Origin of the sequence: Caballeronia sp. AZ10_KS36 (genome assembly GCF_023631105.1) — a bacterium.
In the GTDB taxonomy this organism is placed as follows: domain Bacteria; phylum Pseudomonadota; class Gammaproteobacteria; order Burkholderiales; family Burkholderiaceae; genus Caballeronia.
Map to the genome: position 1 here is coordinate 19,127 of NZ_JALQDQ010000025.1, position 14,775 is coordinate 33,901.

The 14,775-nt window shown below is 64.5% G+C and carries 15 protein-coding genes; 7 read left to right on the plus strand and 8 right to left on the minus strand.

Annotated elements, in window-relative coordinates; translation table 11 throughout:
- Positions 1–60: 60 nt before the first annotated feature.
- Positions 61–1,644 carry an aldehyde dehydrogenase (NADP(+)) gene (locus NCR35_RS15450; protein WP_250535041.1) on the minus strand — a complete coding sequence of 528 codons (1,584 nt, stop codon included), beginning with the start codon at positions 1,642–1,644 and terminating at the stop codon, positions 61–63.
- Positions 1,645–1,807: 163 nt separating this feature from the next.
- Between NCR35_RS15450 and NCR35_RS15455 the strand changes: the two genes are divergently transcribed.
- Complete coding sequence (locus NCR35_RS15455) at positions 1,808–2,743, plus strand: LysR family transcriptional regulator (RefSeq protein WP_244849390.1); 936 nt, start codon at positions 1,808–1,810, stop codon at positions 2,741–2,743.
- Positions 2,744–2,750: 7 nt separating this feature from the next.
- Here the strand turns inward: NCR35_RS15455 and tam are convergent, their stop codons facing one another.
- Positions 2,751–3,527, minus strand: coding sequence for a trans-aconitate 2-methyltransferase (tam, locus tag NCR35_RS15460; protein ID WP_250535043.1), 777 nt, complete (start codon positions 3,525–3,527; stop codon positions 2,751–2,753).
- 257 nt (positions 3,528–3,784) lie between these two features.
- On the opposite strand from tam, the gene NCR35_RS15465 reads away from it, so the two are divergent.
- Positions 3,785–5,014 (plus strand): sensor histidine kinase, encoded by a 1,230-nt coding sequence (locus tag NCR35_RS15465; RefSeq protein WP_250535044.1) that lies wholly within the window; start codon positions 3,785–3,787, stop codon positions 5,012–5,014.
- 68 nt (positions 5,015–5,082) lie between these two features.
- On the opposite strand, the gene ahpF is transcribed toward NCR35_RS15465, so the two are convergent.
- Both ahpF and ahpC read right to left on the minus strand, forming a co-directional pair.
- Entirely contained in the window at positions 5,083–6,669 is a 1,587-nt protein-coding gene (gene ahpF / locus NCR35_RS15470; protein ID WP_250535046.1) for an alkyl hydroperoxide reductase subunit F, read from the minus strand.
- A gap of 150 nt (positions 6,670–6,819) precedes the next feature.
- Positions 6,820–7,383 carry an alkyl hydroperoxide reductase subunit C gene (ahpC, locus tag NCR35_RS15475; protein ID WP_244849386.1) on the minus strand — a complete coding sequence of 188 codons (564 nt, stop codon included), beginning with the start codon at positions 7,381–7,383 and terminating at the stop codon, positions 6,820–6,822.
- A 197-nt stretch (positions 7,384–7,580) separates the two neighbouring features.
- Here ahpC and NCR35_RS15480 point away from each other — a divergent pair, with 197 nt between their 5' ends.
- Together NCR35_RS15480 and ribA are read left to right on the plus strand one after the other, a co-directional pair.
- Positions 7,581–8,276, plus strand: coding sequence for an NADPH-dependent F420 reductase (locus tag NCR35_RS15480; protein ID WP_250535048.1), 696 nt, complete (start codon positions 7,581–7,583; stop codon positions 8,274–8,276).
- Positions 8,277–8,418: 142 nt separating this feature from the next.
- Positions 8,419–9,087, plus strand: a complete 669-nt coding sequence (gene ribA, locus NCR35_RS15485) for a GTP cyclohydrolase II (protein WP_244850281.1) — start codon at positions 8,419–8,421, stop codon at positions 9,085–9,087.
- Positions 9,088–9,099: 12 nt separating this feature from the next.
- Here the strand turns inward: ribA and NCR35_RS15490 are convergent, their stop codons facing one another.
- The 3 genes from NCR35_RS15490 to NCR35_RS15500 all read right to left on the minus strand — a co-directional run bounded on the left by NCR35_RS15490 (position 9,100) and on the right by NCR35_RS15500 (position 12,799).
- On the minus strand, positions 9,100–9,837 hold the full coding sequence (locus NCR35_RS15490) for a 2OG-Fe(II) oxygenase (RefSeq protein ID WP_502801692.1): 738 nt from the start codon (positions 9,835–9,837) through the stop codon (positions 9,100–9,102).
- A 91-nt stretch (positions 9,838–9,928) separates the two neighbouring features.
- Positions 9,929–10,420: a hemerythrin domain-containing protein gene (locus NCR35_RS15495; protein ID WP_250535051.1), complete on the minus strand. Its 492-nt coding sequence runs from the start codon at positions 10,418–10,420 to the stop codon at positions 9,929–9,931.
- Positions 10,421–10,477: 57 nt separating this feature from the next.
- The gene (locus NCR35_RS15500; protein WP_250535052.1) at positions 10,478–12,799 is read right to left on the minus strand and encodes an ATP-dependent DNA helicase; all 2,322 of its coding nucleotides are present in this window, start codon (positions 12,797–12,799) and stop codon (positions 10,478–10,480) included.
- Between the two features lie 96 nt (positions 12,800–12,895).
- Between NCR35_RS15500 and NCR35_RS29880 the strand changes: the two genes are divergently transcribed.
- Together NCR35_RS29880 and NCR35_RS15505 are read left to right on the plus strand one after the other, a co-directional pair.
- Positions 12,896–13,030 carry a hypothetical protein gene (locus tag NCR35_RS29880; RefSeq protein ID WP_255774964.1) on the plus strand — a complete coding sequence of 45 codons (135 nt, stop codon included), beginning with the start codon at positions 12,896–12,898 and terminating at the stop codon, positions 13,028–13,030.
- Between the two features lie 39 nt (positions 13,031–13,069).
- A complete protein-coding gene (locus NCR35_RS15505; protein WP_250535053.1) occupies positions 13,070–13,438 on the plus strand; it encodes a DOPA 4,5-dioxygenase family protein in 369 nt (122 codons plus the stop codon).
- A gap of 22 nt (positions 13,439–13,460) precedes the next feature.
- Here the strand turns inward: NCR35_RS15505 and NCR35_RS15510 are convergent, their stop codons facing one another.
- Positions 13,461–14,045 carry a phasin family protein gene (locus tag NCR35_RS15510; protein ID WP_250535054.1) on the minus strand — a complete coding sequence of 195 codons (585 nt, stop codon included), beginning with the start codon at positions 14,043–14,045 and terminating at the stop codon, positions 13,461–13,463.
- 390 nt (positions 14,046–14,435) lie between these two features.
- Between NCR35_RS15510 and NCR35_RS15515 the strand changes: the two genes are divergently transcribed.
- The gene (locus NCR35_RS15515) at positions 14,436–14,768 is read left to right on the plus strand and encodes an XRE family transcriptional regulator (RefSeq protein ID WP_250535055.1); all 333 of its coding nucleotides are present in this window, start codon (positions 14,436–14,438) and stop codon (positions 14,766–14,768) included.
- Positions 14,769–14,775 lie beyond the last annotated feature (7 nt).

Here is a 14,775-nt window from a genome sequence, read left to right on the forward strand (position 1 = left end):
GATTCCGAACTATCGTGAGGCGAGAAACGGAGCGCCCCGAAGGGCGCTCCATGGCAACGATCAGCTGGCCAGTTGCAGCTTGCCGTCGATACGGCGGTTCAGGCCGAGCGGATTATCCGACTTGACCGGATCGGGCAGCAGCGCTTCCGGCAGATCCTGATAGCTGACGGGCCGCAGGAAGCGGTTGATCGCGAGGCTGCCGACCGAGGTCGAGCGGCCATCGGCGGTCGAGGGATACGGGCCGCCGTGGACCATCGCGTGGCCCACTTCGACGCCCGTGCCGAAGCCGTTGACCAGAATACGGCCCGTGCGGCGTTCGAGCGGAGCCACGAAGCTGCGGGCATCGGCGTAATCGGCTTCGTCGATCTGCAACGCGGCCGTGAGCTGACCTTCGAGCGATTCGATCAGCTCGCGCATCGTGGCGAGGTCCGGGCAGCGCACGACGAGCGACGACGCGCCGAAAATCTCGTCCTGCAGGGCGTGGTTCTCACGGAACGCGTCGGCGGTCGTGACGAAGAGCGCCGACTGCCCCTGATTGCCGCCCTCTGCCGGCAAGCCGCGAGCGGCGGTCTTCACGCCGTCGTGCGAAGCGATCTTCTCGACCGCGCCTTCGTACGCCTTGTGGATGCCCGGCGTGAGCATCGTCTGCGCGGCGGTTTCCTTGAGCGCGGCGGATGCCGCTTCGATGAACTTGTCGAGGTCCGGGCCGTCGACTGCGAGAACCAGGCCGGGGTTCGTGCAGAACTGGCCCGCGCCCAGCACGAGCGACTGCACGAAACCGCGCGCGATGGCTTCGGTGCGGTTGGCGAGCGCCGCCGGGAACAGCAGAACCGGGTTGATGCTGCTCATTTCCGCGTAAACCGGGATCGGCTCGGCGCGTTCGGCCGCGAGCTTCATCAGCGCCGTGCCGCCGCCACGCGAACCCGTGAAACCGGCCGCCTTCACGCGATTGTCCTTCACCAGACCCTGACCGATGTCGCGGCCGCTGTCGAAAAGCAGCGAGAACGTGCCTTCGGGCATGCCGCAGTCCTTCACGGCTTTTTGCACCGCGCGGCCGACGAGTTCCGCCGTGCCCGGATGCGCCGAGTGCGCCTTCGCGATCACCGGGCAACCCGCGGCCAGCGCGGACGCCGTATCGCCGCCCGCGACGGAGAACGCCAGCGGGAAGTTGCTTGCGCCGAACACGGCGACGGGACCGACGCCGATATGACGCAGACGCAGATCCACGCGCGGCATCGGCTTGCGATCGGGCTGCGGCGGGTCGATGCGCACGCCGAGGTAGTCGCCGTTGCGCACCACATCCGCGAACATGCGCAGCTGGCCGACCGTGCGGCCGCGCTCGCCTTCCAGACGCCCGCGCGGCAGGCCGCTTTCGATCATGCAGCGTTCGATCAGGTCGTCGCCGATATCGAGGATGTTTTGCGCGATCGCTTCGAGAAACTTCGCGCGGGCTTCGGGCGCGGTTTCGCGATAGACGTCGAACGCGGCCCACGCGAGCGCGCACGCGCGGTCGAGATCGTCGAGCGTTGCGCCGCCGAATCCCGGTTCGATGGCTGCGCCCGTCGATGCGTTGACGGCCTTGATCGTGCCGTTCGTGCCGCGCACCGATTGCTGGCCGATGAGCAGGTTGCCTGTGAGTTCCATGGTGTCTCGTCCTTCCGTGATAGAGGGTCGCGACGCTTCCTTGGCGAGCGTCGTGCTGCGCCGACTATACGACCCGGCGAACGCGCCTGTATAGTGAAAGCTTTCCATCGCTTGATCGCTTTTTGGAATCGCCCGCGGAATCACCCGCGCTTCTTTTCTTACGATGAAGACCACTCTCGATGTCCTGATGTCGCGGCTGCGCATGAAGCAGCTGCAACTCTTGATCGCGCTCGACGATCACAAGTCGCTGCACAAGGCGTCGAGCGCAATGGCGATGACGCAATCCGCCGCGAGCAAGGCGCTCGCCGAACTGGAGTCGATGCTCGAAGCGCCGCTTTTCGAGCGCGCGAAAAGTGGACTGATCCCGAATCCGTTCGGCCGCTGCGTGGTGCGCTATGCGCGCGTGCTGGCCGCCGATTTGTCTGCGCTCTGTCAGGAAGTCGCGCAGATTCGCGCGGGCACGGGCGGGCGGCTGACCGTCGGCACGATCATGGGCGCGGTGCCGGGCGTCGTCGCGCCGATGGTCAACCAAATGCACGCGAAGCATCCGGATCTTGCCGTGGAGATCGTCGAGGACACGAGCGCCAACATGCTCGCGATGCTCGACGACGGCCGCGTCGATCTCGTCATCGGCCGCGCGAGCGTGTCGGAGCAGCCTTCGAAGTACCACTATCAGCCGCTGACGGACGAGCCGCTGTGCATCGTGGCGGGACGGGCGCGCGGCGACGGGCAGACGCGCGAAGTCGCGCTGGCGGACCTGGCGAACCGCCGCTGGGTCACGTATCCGAGCTATCTGCCGATGAGCGCGCTGCTCGAGCGCGAACTCGATCTCGCGGGCCTGCCGATGCCCGCCAATCCCATTTCGACGGCGTCGCCGTTCGTCACGGTGACGCTGCTGCAGGAAAGCCCGGAACTGGTGTCGATTCTGCCGGCGAGCGTCGCCCGCGTGTTCGAGCGCCACGGCATGCTGCGCGTGCTGCCGATACGCATGAAGCTCAAATCGCAGACGTATGGCGTCGTGACCCGAAAGGGCGGCGCGCTTTCGCCGGCGGCGCGTCAGTTCGTGCAGATGCTGCGGGACAACGGGCGGGCGCAGTAACGCTGCATCAGCGCGTCGCGACGAAGAAGAGGCGCGGGAACGGCAGCAGCACGGTGCCGTCGGCGAGCACCGCATACGCCGATTTCAGCGCTTCGCGGTACTGGTCCAGAAAGGCGGTCTGTTCGTCCGCTTCGAGCTTGCCGAGCATGGGCCGCAGCGCGCTGCCCTTGAACCATTCGATCACGGCGTCGATGCCGCCTGCGAGCGGATGATGGTAGATAGTGCGCCATACATCGACGCGCTCGCACTGCGGCTTGAGTCGCGCGTAGTACCACTGCGCATCGTGGCGGAGCGTGCGCTCGGTGCCTGCGAGCCGCTCGCGCCACGGCCCGTTCGCCGCCACGTCGCGCATGAGCCTGTGAGAAGGCTCGTCGAGATTGTCCGGCATCTGCACTGCGAGCCGTCCGCCGGGCGCGAGCAGGCCGACGAGTCGCGGCAGCAGCGTCTCGTGATCGGGAACCCACTGCAGGGACGCGTTCGCCAGAATCAGGTCGTACGGGCCGGCTTCGTTCCAGGCCGAAATATCCGCCAGCTCAAAGCGCACCTGCGGCAGCCGCTTGCGGGCGGCCTCGATCATGTCGGCGGAACTGTCGATGCCCACGATGCTTGCCTGCGGCGCATAGTCGAGCAGCGTTTCAGTCGAGTTGCCCGGCCCGCAGCCGAGGTCCACCGCCACGCGAACCGGCGCACCCTGCGCCGCGTGAAGGAGATCGCGGACCGGCCGCGTGCGCTCCGCTTCAAACACGCTGTACTGCTTCGCTTCCCAGCCGCCCGACGAGGTCATTTTCTCTCCTGCAATTGCCGTGTCACGGGTATCGGCGCAATCTTGCACGATTTGGGAGCCGCGCGCGAGCATGAAGGCGAGCACAGCAGGTAAAGCTTGACGCAAGTGGTTGAACAGACCGGTCGGATTTGCACTAGACACGGATCTGTCGGCCTATACTGCCGAGGTATGTGCCGCCCTGTCGCACTGTCGCACTTCCGGTCCAACGAGCGTTCCTTTAGCGCCGTCTCCGGCGCACCAAAATCGGAGAATTGCACATGCGCGACATTCGCGCCGACGGCATGAACGGACTCGTGGCCGCGCTGCGCACCCAGCAGACCGCGCTGACCGAGAGATGGATGAAACTCGTCTTCGGCGATCAGGAAGTCGAGCATTCCGACCAGCTCACGTATCGCCAGCTTGCGGATCATCTGCCGAGCATCCTCGAAGAAATCTGCAATGTGCTCGAAACGCGCAGCCTGAGCGGGCAGGAAGGGGCGCTTGAGCACGACGCCCGCCAGCACGGCCAATGGCGCTGGCAGCAGGGCTATCGCATCGACGAACTGGTGCGCGAGCTCGATCTCTTCAGACAAGTTTTGTTGTCCGCGATCGGCGAATACGCGGCGTCGCATGAAGACTTCAGCCGCGCGGACGAAGAATACGCGCGCCTCATGACCGACGAAGTGGTGAGTCTCGTCACGCTGGCATCCGTTCGCGAAGCGGTGACCGAGCGCGACCGCAAGATCGACGAATACACCGGCATGCTGGAGCGCGCGAACCAGGAACTGACGCTGCGCCAGCAGCTTATCGGCGATCTTTACGAGTCGCGCATGCAGGTCACGCGGCGCGTCGCGCATGACCTGCGCAACTTCCTGAACGTGTTCTCCACCGCGCTGCAACTGGCCGGGCGCTCGCCCGCCAAGCGCGACACGGCGCTCGGGCTCGCCAACAGGCAGGTGGTGGACATGGCGACGCTCGTCGACGAAATGGTCGAATACTCGAAGCTGTTGAGCGACGATTCCATGCTGACGGTCGACAGCTTTGATATCGTCAGCCTGTTCGACGAACTCATGCAGTCGAGCCGCGTCGCCACCGAAGCGAAAGGGCTCAAGCTGACCGGACATGTCGATGCCACGCTGAGTACCGTAGTGTCGAACCGGCTGAAGGTCAAACAGGTCGCGCTGAATCTGCTGTCCAATGCGGTCAAGTACACGTCGTCGGGCGAGATCGTGTTGTCGATCACCGCCGCGCCCGAGGACCGCTGGCGGCTGCGCGTGGCCGATACCGGCGTCGGCATCAGCGAAGCGGATCAGGAGCGCGTGTTCGAGGAATTCCAGCGCGCCGCCGGGGACGATATTCCCGGCACGGGGCTCGGCCTTGCCATCGTCAAGGAACTCACGCGCACGCTGGAGGGCGAATTGCGCTTTCATTCGTCGAAAGGGCACGGAAGCGTGTTCGAAGTCACGTTTCCGCTCGTTCTGAAGCCCAAGTCGGCAGACGCGGAGTGACTCGCGCGCGCCAATGAAAAAAGGCGAACAGATCGCTCCGTTCGCCTTCGTCCACCATTACCGCTGTCTTACGCCGCGACTGCTTCCTCGGCCCGCGCTTCGTCTTCCACCGACGCGCGGATCAGGTGATCGAACGCGCCGAGCGATGCCTTCGCGCCTTCGCCCACTGCGATCACGATCTGCTTGAACGGCACCGTCGTCACGTCGCCGGCGGCGAACACGCCCGGAACCGAGGTCGCGCCCTTCGCGTCGACGACGATCTCGCCATGCTTCGACAGCTCCACCGTGCCCTTGAGCCACTCGGTGTTCGGCACGAGACCGATCTGCACGAACACGCCTTCCAGCTCCACGCGATGGCTCACGCCCGTCGCGCGGTCCGTGTAGTTCAGGCCGTTGACCTTCTTGCCGTCGCCGGTGATTTCCGTGGTCTGTGCGCTCGTGACGATGGTCACGTTCGGCAGGCTGCGCAGCTTCTTTTGCAGCACTGCGTCAGCGCGCAGTTCCGCGCCGAATTCGATCAACGTCACCGCCGCAACCACGCCCGCCAAGTCGATCGCCGCCTCGACGCCCGAATTGCCGCCGCCGATCACCGCGACGCGCTTGCCCTTGAAGAGCGGGCCGTCGCAGTGCGGGCAGTACGCCACGCCGCGACCGCGATACTCGCGCTCGCCCGGCACGTTGATTTCGCGCCAGCGCGCGCCGGTCGCCAGCACGATCGTCTTCGCCTTCAGCACCGCGCCGCTTGCCAGCTGCACTTCGTGGATGCGGCCCGGCACCAGCTTTTCGGCGCGCTGCACGTCCATCACGTCGACTTCGTAGCTCTTCACGTGCTGTTCGAGCGCCGTGGCGAACTTCGGTCCTTCCGTTTCCTGCACGGAGACGAAGTTTTCGATCGCCATGGTGTCGAGCACCTGACCGCCGAAGCGTTCGGCGACGACGCCCGTCGCGATGCCCTTGCGCGCCGCGTAGATCGCCGCTGCCGCGCCAGCCGGCCCGCCGCCGACGATCAGCACGTCGAACACGGGCTTATTCTCCAGTTCCTTCGCGGCGCGGGCGGCCGAGCCGCTATCCAGCTTCGCGAGAATTTCCTTCACGCCGCTGCGGCCCTGGCCGAAGCTCTCGCCGTTCAGGAACATCGTCGGCACGGCCATGACCTGACGCTCTTCGACTTCGCTCTGGAAGAGCGCGCCGTCGATTGCAACGTGCTTGATGCGCGGATTGATGATCGCCATCACGTTCAGCGCCTGCACGACTTCCGGGCAGTTCTGGCACGACAGCGAGAAATACGTCTCGAAGCGATAGTCGCCGTCGAGATTGCGAATCTGTTCGATGGTCGCGTCATCCAGCTTGATCGGATGGCCGCCGGTTTGCAGCAGCGCCAGCACGAGCGACGTGAATTCGTGGCCCATCGGAATGCCCGCGAACTGGATGCCCGCGCCCTTGCCCGGCTCGCCGATGGTGAACGACGGACGACGCGCGGAGGCGTCCTCTTTCTCGACGACGCTGATCTGCGTCGACAGCGAAGCGATTTCGTCGAGCAGGCCCTTCAGCTCACGCGACTTGTCGCTGTCGTCGAGGAAGGCGACGAGCTCGATCGGCCGGGTGACCTTTTCCAGATAGGCTTTCAACTGATTCTTGAGGTTGGCGTCCAGCATGGCGTTGTCCGTTCCGTGGCGTTGTTCTTGGGATGTTGCGGACACGCTCCGGCACGGCGCGCGAAGCGCCGCATCGAAAGCGTGTTGGAGCTTTGACCTTGCCGCCGATTCAGCGGCAAGGTCTGTGATGCGCTCGTCGAATGACGAGGCTTAGATCTTGCCGATGAGGTCCAGCGACGGCGTCAGCGTTTCAGCGCCCGGCGTCCACTTGGCGGGGCAGACTTCGCCCGGGTGCGATGCGACGTATTGCGCAGCCTGCACCTTGCGCAGCAGTTCGCCTGCGTCGCGGCCGATGCCGTTGTCGTGGATTTCGCACAGCTTGATCTCGCCTTCCGGGTTGATCACGAACGTGCCACGCAGCGCCATGCCTTCTTCTTCGATCAGCACGTCGAAGTTGCGCGAGATCGCGAGCGTCGGGTCGCCGATCATCGGATACTGGATCTTGGCGATCGTTTCCGACGTGTCGTGCCATGCCTTGTGCGTGAAGTGCGTATCGGTCGAAACGCCGTAGATTTCGACGCCCAGCTTCTTGAATTCTTCGTAACGATCAGCCAGATCGCCGAGTTCCGTCGGGCAGACGAACGTGAAGTCGGCCGGATAGAACACGAACACGGACCACTTGCCCTTCAGGTTTTCATCGGTGATGGTCACGAAATCGCCGTTGTGATAAGCGGTGGCCTTGAACGGCTTGACTTGGCTGTTGATGATCGGCATTTAGCAGATTCCTCTAGCTGTGTTGTTGAAGGAGTGAATGGATTATGAACTAAAACTATCAATCCATGGAAGTGGATTGATTTTATCATTCTAATTGATCTGGGCTATTGTGTCGATCCACGCGTTGCCACCCTGCGGCATCCGGCGGCATTCGGCTTGCGAAGGGGTCTGTCTCAATCGTCCAACAAGAGGTGTTCATGAAGATCGGAATCATTGGAGCGGGAAACATCGGACAGGTTCTGGCCGAGCATTTCACGAAGTGCGGCCATGACGTGAACATCGCCAACTCGCGCGGGCCGGATTCGCTGCGCGATGTCGAGCGCACGACCGGCGCGACCGCCGTCGAGGCGCGCGACGCGGTGAAGGGCGCGGAACTCATCGTCGTGACGATTCCGCAGGCGAAAGTGCCGGATCTGCCGAAAGACCTGTTCGCGGGCGTGCCGGCCAACGTGGTCGTGGTCGACACCGGCAACTACTATCCGCAGCAGCGCGACGGGCGCATCGAAGAGATCGAAAAGGGCATGCCGGAAAGCCGCTGGGTCGAGCAGCAGATCGGCCGGCCGGTGGTGAAGGCGTTCAACAACATCTACGCGGCGCATCTGCGCAAGGGCGGGAAGCCTGCGGGCACGCCGGGACGTATCGCGCTGCCGGTGTCGGGCGACGACCATCGCGCGAAGACCATCGTGATGAAGCTGATCGACGAAATCGGCTTCGATGCGGTGGACAACGGCGAAATCGACGACTCGTGGCGTCAGCAGCCCGCGACGCCGGTCTACACGGCGGACTTCGACGCAGCGGGCGTGCGCGAGGCGCTGAAGAAGGCCGATCCGGTGCGCAAGCCGGAATGGCGCGCGACCGACCGCAGTCCCGGCACGTTCGAGAATCCGGCGTGAGCTCGGGATAGGGGAAAGGAGTAAAGCCGGCGCGCGCCGTGCGACAATCTGCAAACTTTCCCGATGGGCCTTACCATGACATGCCGGGCCGGCGCGGCGCATACCGCCGCCTTTCCCGGCATCATGGACTCGCTGATTGACTATGAAAACCGCTTCTCCCTCGCTGGACGTACAGAACTCTCATCACCGCTTCGGCGAATGCGCCGAATGCGCGGACGTCGAACTGGCCGCGACCGCCACCATTCCGACGCGCTACGGCACCTTCGGTTCGTACGTTTATCGCGTGAAGGAGACGGATGTCGAGCATATCGCGTTCGTCATGGGCGACGTGAGCAACGGCGAATCCGTGCTCACGCGGCTGCATTCCGAATGCGTGACGGGCGACGTATTCGGCTCGTATCGCTGCGACTGCGGCGAACAGCTCGACCTCGCGCTGCGCTATATCGCCGCGGAAAACCGCGGCATTCTGCTGTATCTGCGCGGCCACGAAGGGCGCGGCATCGGCCTCGCGAACAAGATTCGCGCGTATGCGTTGCAGGAGCAGGGGCTGGATACGGTCGATGCCAACCTGCACCTCGGCCTCCCCGACGACGCCCGCGAGTACGACTCCGCCGCCGCCATCCTGCGCGCGATGAACGTGAAGTCGGTGCGGCTGATGAGCAATAACCCGTCGAAGTTCGACACGCTTCTGCGCCACGACATCCCCGTGAGCGAGCGCGTGGCGCTGGCCATTCCGATGCGCGAAGAGAACGAGCGCTACATCAAGACGAAGCAGGCGCGCTTCGGCCATTACTTCGACGAGAACGAATAGGGCGCTCGCGCCTCAACGCGCGTCGTGAAAGATCACGCCCAGCATGTGGCGCTTGCCTGACCGCAGGCGGCTCACGCCATGCCGCATGTTCACGCGATACGCACCGCGCGTGCCGTTCACCGGCCGCTGATGCACGGCGAAGAACACCGCATCGCCTTGCGCGAGCGGCACCACTTCCACACGCGACTGCATGCGCGGCCGCTGTTCCGTCATCACGAACTCGCCGCCGGTGAAGTCGCGTCCGGGCGCGGACAGCAGAATCGCCATCTGGATCGGGAAGACATGCTCGCCGTATAGATCCTGATGCAGGCAGTTGTAGTCGCCGGGCACGTATCGAAGCAGAAGCGGCGTCGGACGCGTCTGGCCCGCGCGATGGCATCGCTCGATGAACGCCGCGTGTTCGTCCGGGTAGCACGTCTCGATGCGCATGACCTCGTTCCAGCGATTCGCGATCGGCGCCAGATGCCGGTAGGCCGCGCCGCGCACGGCATGGAGCACGTCGGGCAACGGATACGCGAAGTACTTGTATTCGCCGCGCCCGAAGCTGTGCCGTTCCATCACCACTCGGCTGCGAAAGCGCGCTTCGTCGTCGTAGAGCGCGGCGAGCGCCGCGCATTCGTCGCGCGAAAAAAGGCCCGGCGCAACGGCCGAGCCTTGGCAGTCGAGTTGCGTGCCGAGATCGTTCCAGTCGAACGCGTCGATGCGCCCGGGAATGTCCGCGCTCGCATCGGTCGCGAGCGCGCTGTCCATCGCCTTCATGCAGTTACTCCGGATGTGCGTGTGCCACGTCCCACTGTGCGCCTCGCGCGCCGCCCGCACACTCCGGGTCTTGCTGCGCCATTCAGCGCGGCGTCGCGACTTCGGTGATGCGGTTCTGCAGCTCCGTCTTGCGCGCCTCGATCTTCTGGCCCAGCGCCGCGACGTCCAGCTTCGTCTTGCGGATTTCCTTGAAGAGCTCCGACTCCTCTTCCTCGACGTGATGCATCACGTTTTCCTTCAGCACGCGGAAGGTCGCGTCGAAGCCTTCGTCGCCGGCCTTCAATTGCGTGAACTTCTCGATCAGCGTCTTGACGAGATAGTGCTCGACGTAGGCTTCCTCGACGTCGATCTTCTCGTCGTCGCTGCCGAACGCCTCGCGTGCGGCCGGATAGAGCAGTTCTTCCTCGACGATCGCGTGAATCGTCAGCAGCTCGCAGGCGCGCTGAACCAGCGTCGACTTGCGTTCGAGATCGTCTTTCGGCGCGCGGTCGAAAGCTTCGAACAACTGTTCGACAGCGCGATGGTCTTCTTCGAGAATCTTGAGCGCGTCGAGCGGTTCTTGTGCGGTGGACATCGGCTTCTCCTTATGTGTGGCCCGGGCTTCGGACAGCCGCAGGCTCATGGGGTGCCGTCAACCAGCAAGAGCGATGCCCACTCTCGGTCCGCTCTCGTCCCGCTCGCGCAGCAGCTTGACGTCCCACCACGCCGGCAAAAGGCGCCGCACGTCGGCGCGGGCGAAGCGGTCGTCGATCAGATACAGCACGCCGCGGTCTTGCGGGCCGCGAATCACGCGCCCGGCCGCCTGCACGACCTTCTGCAAGCCGGGAAAAAGATAGGCGTAGGCGTAGCCGTCGCCGAATGCGGCGTGCATGCGCGCCTTCAGTTGCTCGTTGACCACGTTCAGTTGCGGCAGCCCTAGCGTCGCGACAAATGCGCCGATGAGCCGCGTTCCCGGCAGATCGATCGCCTCGCCGAACGCGCCGCCGAGCACCGCGAAGCCGATGCCGCGCCCGTCCGGTTCGAAGCGGGCGAGGAACGCGTGCTGGTCGGCCTCGCTCATTCCGCGCGACTGCTGCCAGCACGCAATCGACGGATGACGTCGACTCAACGCGGACGCCACTTGCGCGAGATAGTCGAAGCTGCTGAAGAAGCTCAGATAGTTGCCCGGCGCGCGGCCGTATTGGGCGGCGATCAGGTCCGCGATGCGGTCGATGGAGCGTTCGCGGTCGCGAAAGCGCGTCGATACGTCGGCGACGGCGCGCACGTCGAGCTGATCGGCCGTGAACGGCGACTCGACGTCGATGCGCACGGTCGTCGCGGGCAGGCCGAGCGTGTCGGCGTAGTAATGCGCGGGCGTGAGCGTCGCCGAAAAGAGCGCGACGCTATGGGCGCGGGCAAAGCGCGGCGCGAGATGCGGGCCGGGAATCACGTTGCGCAGGCAGAACACCGCGCGGCCCTTGCCGGACAGCGTGATGTCGAAGATCGAATGCGCGCCGAAACGCTCGGCGATGCGCGCGAAGTGCAGCGCGTCGAAATAGAAGCGCAGCAGGTCCGGCGTGAACGCGTCCGGCTGCTCGGCCATCGTTTCCGTGAGCGCCGAGATCGCCTGTCCGAGCGCGCTCAGGAGCGCCGCGGGCGGCTCGTCGTGCGCCGCGTAGTCGATGCCCGCCGCCAGCTGATCGCGGCTCGCGTCGCTGAGACTGCGGCCGACGCGCGCCAGCATCCGCTTGAAAAAGGGCGGCGCGCTGCGGCGCACGGCGTTGAAGGCGGCCTGATCGAGCGACGCCGAATACATGCCGCGCGCCCGTTCGACGAGATTGTGCGCTTCGTCGACGAGGACGGCCACGCGCCAGCGATTCGCCTCCGCGAGCGCGAAGAGCATGGCGCTCGTATCGAAGTAATAGTTGTAGTCGCCGACGACGACATCCGCCCAGCGCGTCAATTCCTGGCTCAAGTAGTACGGACAGACAGCGTGCTCGCGCGCAGCATCCGCCGCGGTCGCGCGATCCAGATGCGCCCGTTGCAGCGCGGCGGCGCGGGCAGCCGGCAGGCGATCGTAGAAGCCGCGCGCCAGCGGGCACGACTCGCCGTGACACGAGCGGTCCGGATGCTCGCACGCCTTGTCGCGTGCGACAAGTTCGACGACGCGCAGCGACTTCGGCGCGGACGCAGCAAGCGTCGAGAGCCCGTCGAGCGCTAGTTGGCGGCCCGCGCTTTTCGCGGTCAGGAAGTAAATCTTGTCGAGTTGCTGCGCGGGCCACGCCTTGAGCAGCGGAAAGAGCGTGCCGATCGTCTTGCCGATGCCCGTCGGCGCTTCGGCGACGACGCATCGGCCGGAGACCGCCGCGCGATACACCGCTTCGGCGAGCGCCCGCTGTCCGGGGCGGAACGCGCCGTGCGGAAAGACGAGCTCGGAAAGCGCCGCATCCCGCGCCGCGCGATGCTGCACTTCCTGCTCCGCCCACGCGATGAAACGCTGGCATTGGGCGTCGAAATGGTCTTTGAGCGCTTCGGCGGTTTGCGTCTCCGTGAGCGCGGTCTCCGTCTGATCGACGATATCGAAATACACGAGCGCGATTTCGATGCTGTCGAGCCCGAGCTTGCGACACATGAGATGCCCGTAGACGCGCGCCTGCGCCCAATGCAGATGCCGATGATTCTGCGGCATGGAATCCAGCTTGCCGCGATGCGTCTTGATTTCTTCTAGCCGGTTCAGCGCGGGATCGTAGCCATCCGCCCGGCCGCGCACGCGCAGCGGGCCGTAGTCTTCGGACAGCGCGATTTCCTTCAGATAGCCCGCCGGGCGGCGGCTCGTGACGGTGACGTGGCCCGCTACGCCTTCTTGCGCCGTGGGCGTCGGGGTGAAACGCAGGTCGAGGTCGCCTTGCTTTGCGGTGAACTCGCAGAGCGCGCGCACGGCGACGGTGTAGGCGGGCTCGGAAACTGTACGCATGTACAGTAGTCTAGCACGCGGAATAACCGGCTCCGGCGGCGCGTTTAGTGGATGCGGCGTCGATCGTGGCCGCCGTCCAACGAACGGAGGCATCTCATGAAGCTGGCAAGAATCGTCGTGGTCGCTTTGGCGCTGGTTACGGCCGCACTCGCCGGTTGTCAGACGGACGGCGGCGGCGCGTCGTACAACCGCTCGTCGAGTGGAAGCAGCAGCGGCGGCGGCGCGTATTAGAATCGGACGTCTCTCGACTCGCCACGGATAAATCGAACGATGGGACACGACAACGCGCCCACGGTCTCAAGCTGGCATGCGCATGTTTATTTCGACGCCGCTGGCCGCGACGCCGCATGGCAGCTGCGGCAGGTGATCGCGGAGCGGTTCGCTGGCGATATCGAAAGCGGCGCGCTGACGCTCGGCCGCTTTCACGAACGTCCCGTGGGACCTCATCCGCTATGGTCGTTTCAGCTCGGTTTCGGCAGCGAGCGACTGACGGCGATGCTCGAATGGCTCGCGCTGAACCACGGCGAACTGGATGTGTTCATGCATCCGAATACGGGCGACGATTTGCGGGACCATCGCGATTCGGCGGTCTGGATCGGCCGTTCGCACGAACTCGTGCTCACGGCCTTTTCCCGCTAGCGCGCGAAGCGGAGCGTGATACTTACTTTTTCGTGCCGGCGGGCTTGTTGGAGACGACGCGCACGGCGGGCGGCGTCGGCAAGCTGGCGGTCGCGGTTGCGCTCGCCTCGGTCTGCGCGGCTTCCACGACCTGGCGCGTCGAGGTGCGCGCCGCTTCGTACGCCGAGTTCGCCGACTGCGTCGCGGAGTCGATGACTGATTTCCACGCCGACACGACCGCCTCGCTGCCGAGCGGCGCGCTGGTAACGAAGCTCTCGACGAACGCCTGCGCGTTGCGCTGCGACTTCTCCAACTGGTCTTGTGCCGCTTGCACGTAGGCGCCACGCACGCCGGTAGCGATTTCGTTGACGTCCTGCCAATAGGCTTGCGCGCGCTGCGCGTTCGCTTGCATGCGGGCGTTCTGAACGGCGAAGAACTCCTGGATATCGCGGACGGAGAAGCTCTTGCCGATGAATTCCTGTTGCTCCGACAGAGCGGTCCGCAATGTGCGTACGTTCAGGTCGATCAGTTTTTCGAAGCCCTGAACCGCCTGAGTGGCGAATCCGAAGGTGGCATCCAAGCCGGCCCGCTGGGTCGCGATAAAGGTTTCTGGCGCAAGACTGCTCATGCTGGACTCCATTAGAAGTTGCTTCAGTTACGCGTGATTGTGCAGCGCAGCGAACGACTCATTCTAGAGAAAAGATAATGGCTGTCAATTGCCATCTTCAGGCATCGACATAATCGGCGATTTTGCGTGCGGCATTAATCGGTATTAAACAGTGACGTAATTCCCCGTGCGGTGAATTGCACGATCGTCCGTATTAATGGTGAAAGCGGGTGAAAGCGCCTTTGTATCGGCAAAGGGTAAACACCAACGCGCTTGCGTGCCGATGCGTTGTTTCCCCACTTGACGCTTCCCCTTGCCGCTTGAAAGAATTCGGCCTTGCGTTTTGCAGTACGCACGTAGCGAGGAACCGCTTGTCATTGAGCCGTCACCGTGACTTCGTATGATTCCGACGTGCGCGAATATCAGCCGGCGCTGAACGGCGAAAATATAAATCGAGAGAGTTTAAGCGACATGGGCCGACATACCCAAACCATCGGACACCTTGAACGTAGTCACGAAGACAACACCCTGCGGCGCGCAATGGCCGCACGCCTGGACCGCGCGATGCAACGCGCCAACGTAAGCTCCGCCAAAGCGGCCAAATGGGTCGATGCGAGCGAACACGAGGTGCAGTTCTGGCGGCGCGGCATTACCGTGCCGCCGCTTCGCGCGTTCAACCGCATCGCGCATGCGCTCGATGTCGACGTGCATTGGCTTTGCACCGGCCAGACGCACGCGGCCTGAAGCGTTT

What these genes read in the sequence shown, in the direction of transcription:
- NCR35_RS15505 (WP_250535053.1), top strand. Translation starts at nt 13,070, where the DNA reads ATGGGACACGACAACGCGCCCACGGTCTCAAGCTGGCATGCGCATGTT.
- NCR35_RS15450 (WP_250535041.1), bottom strand. Translation starts at nt 1,644, where the DNA reads ATGGAACTCACAGGCAACCTGCTCATCGGCCAGCAATCGGTGCGCGGC.
- ribA (WP_244850281.1), top strand. Translation starts at nt 8,419, where the DNA reads ATGAAAACCGCTTCTCCCTCGCTGGACGTACAGAACTCTCATCACCGC.
- tam (WP_250535043.1), bottom strand. Translation starts at nt 3,527, where the DNA reads ATGACCTCGTCGGGCGGCTGGGAAGCGAAGCAGTACAGCGTGTTTGAA.
- ahpC (WP_244849386.1), bottom strand. Translation starts at nt 7,383, where the DNA reads ATGCCGATCATCAACAGCCAAGTCAAGCCGTTCAAGGCCACCGCTTAT.
- NCR35_RS15495 (WP_250535051.1), bottom strand. Translation starts at nt 10,420, where the DNA reads ATGTCCACCGCACAAGAACCGCTCGACGCGCTCAAGATTCTCGAAGAA.
- NCR35_RS15465 (WP_250535044.1), top strand. Translation starts at nt 3,785, where the DNA reads ATGCGCGACATTCGCGCCGACGGCATGAACGGACTCGTGGCCGCGCTG.
- ahpF (WP_250535046.1), bottom strand. Translation starts at nt 6,669, where the DNA reads ATGCTGGACGCCAACCTCAAGAATCAGTTGAAAGCCTATCTGGAAAAG.
- NCR35_RS15500 (WP_250535052.1), bottom strand. Translation starts at nt 12,799, where the DNA reads ATGCGTACAGTTTCCGAGCCCGCCTACACCGTCGCCGTGCGCGCGCTC.
- NCR35_RS29880 (WP_255774964.1), top strand. Translation starts at nt 12,896, where the DNA reads ATGAAGCTGGCAAGAATCGTCGTGGTCGCTTTGGCGCTGGTTACGGCC.
- NCR35_RS15490 (WP_502801692.1), bottom strand. Translation starts at nt 9,837, where the DNA reads ATGGACAGCGCGCTCGCGACCGATGCGAGCGCGGACATTCCCGGGCGC.
- NCR35_RS15455 (WP_244849390.1), top strand. Translation starts at nt 1,808, where the DNA reads ATGAAGACCACTCTCGATGTCCTGATGTCGCGGCTGCGCATGAAGCAG.
- NCR35_RS15480 (WP_250535048.1), top strand. Translation starts at nt 7,581, where the DNA reads ATGAAGATCGGAATCATTGGAGCGGGAAACATCGGACAGGTTCTGGCC.
- NCR35_RS15510 (WP_250535054.1), bottom strand. Translation starts at nt 14,045, where the DNA reads ATGAGCAGTCTTGCGCCAGAAACCTTTATCGCGACCCAGCGGGCCGGC.